This window comes from Paenibacillus oryzisoli, from assembly GCF_001653565.1.
GTDB classification, from domain to species: Bacteria; Bacillota; Bacilli; order Paenibacillales; family NBRC-103111; genus Paenibacillus_E; species Paenibacillus_E oryzisoli.
Genome location: NZ_LYPB01000020.1, coordinates 1 through 1,648, shown reverse-complemented (window position 1 = coordinate 1,648; position 1,648 = coordinate 1). Strand labels below are relative to the sequence as shown.

At 43.8% G+C, this 1,648-nt stretch carries 1 protein-coding gene; it reads left to right on the top strand.

Annotated elements, in window-relative coordinates; all coding sequences use genetic code 11:
• The first annotated feature begins 160 nt into the window (after positions 1–160).
• On the top strand, positions 161–1,483 hold the full coding sequence (locus A8708_RS00125; protein ID WP_068661517.1) for an IS4 family transposase: 1,323 nt from the start codon (positions 161–163) through the stop codon (positions 1,481–1,483).
• The last annotated feature ends 165 nt before the right edge of the window (positions 1,484–1,648 follow it).

Genomic DNA, 1,648 nt, shown 5'->3' with positions numbered 1-1,648 from the left:
CAATGTCATTAAGTTAAGGCGCAATACCAAAATTCAAGAGAAAGAGCAGGTTATCGAAAGATAGCCAGCTCTTTTTTTTGCGCAAAAATGAGAAGTAGGACTTGACAAGCAGTTGAAAGTGTGTGGCGAAGCCCCTTGAAAAACCAAGGAGGTTACGCCAATGAATGCGTATGCGAATTCGCTAAAAGAAACGCTGACATCTCTCATAAGAGAAATGTCAGCGCTATCCGCACCTTATGTCAAAAACCCTGAAAAAGATTTTACCCGAAAGAAAAAGCTGCCCTTTGAAACGGTTATGCAACTCCTGATCTCAATGGGCGGTAACAGCATTTATAAAGAGCTCTTGGAGTCGCAGGGCTATGATGCAAACACCGCAACCACTTCTGCTTTCGTTCAGCAGAGGAATAAGATCTTACCGTCTGCCGTGGAATTCTTGTTCCACGAATTTACGCAGACCTATACGGATATCAAGGACTACCGAGGGTATCGATTACTGGCCATCGATGGTTCGGATTTGCATATCGCGACGGATCCAGAGGATCCGGATACCTATTTTCAAAATCAACCTAACACGAAGGGCTATAATCTTCTACATTTGAACGCAGCATATGACCTCTGCAACAGACTTTACGTGGATGCCATTGTTCAGCCGCGAAGATTAAGTAACGAGGGAAGAGCCCTAGCAGCTATGGTGGATCGTTCCCCCATCAAAGGAAAAATCATTGTTATTTCCGACAGAGGTTTTGAAAGTTACAATAATTTTGCCCATATTGAGCGCAAGGGTTGGAACTACATCATACGGGTAAAGGACTTGAATTCCAGCGGTATTCTTTCTGGCTTACGTTTACCCACTAGCGGGGAGTTTGATGTGGAGGTTCATCGGACACTCACCAGAAAACAGACCAAAGAGGTCAAGGCTCATCCCGAGATTTATAGATTCGTCCCGTCTAATTCTATATTTGATTTTTTAGATTTACATGAAAACCTATATTACCCGATTACCTTTCGGGTCGTTCGTTTCGCCCTGCCAGGTGGTACTTATGAAACCGTCATTACGAATCTTTCAGCCGCTGATTTCTCACCCGATGAACTGAGGTCCCTGTATAACATGCGATGGGGCATTGAAACTTCTTTCAGAGCGCTGAAATACACCGTCGGGTTGACGAGTTTTCACGCAAAGAAACAAGAGTCCATCATCCAAGAGATTTTCGCAAGAATGATCATGTACAATTTTGCTGAAATGATGACCTCGCACGTCGTCATTTCCCAGATGGACAAACGGTACCACTACCAAGTCAACTTCACGGTTGCCGTTCACGTTTGTAGACATTTCCTGCGTTCAAAGGATGATGAACCCCCGCCTGATGTTGAAGCGCTGATTCGCAAAAACATTTTGCCAATTCGACCCATCCGCCCAGGACAGCAGAATACGCGCAAAATCCGTTGGAAAACAGCTGTCAGCTTCGTCTACAGAGTAGCATAATTCAGTTCAAATGAACATTTTTTTAGCGGATATTCCATCCGTTTATTTGCTATGCGTTTTTTTCCTTGTTTACATAAAAACAAACGGCACAGAGATTTCTCCCGTGCCGTTTCTGTTTCCACTTTTTATACCCGGTCTTGTCTTGAGTTTAACTTAATGACATTG

What these genes read in the sequence shown, in the direction of transcription:
- A8708_RS00125 (WP_068661517.1), top strand. Translation starts at nt 161, where the DNA reads ATGAATGCGTATGCGAATTCGCTAAAAGAAACGCTGACATCTCTCATA.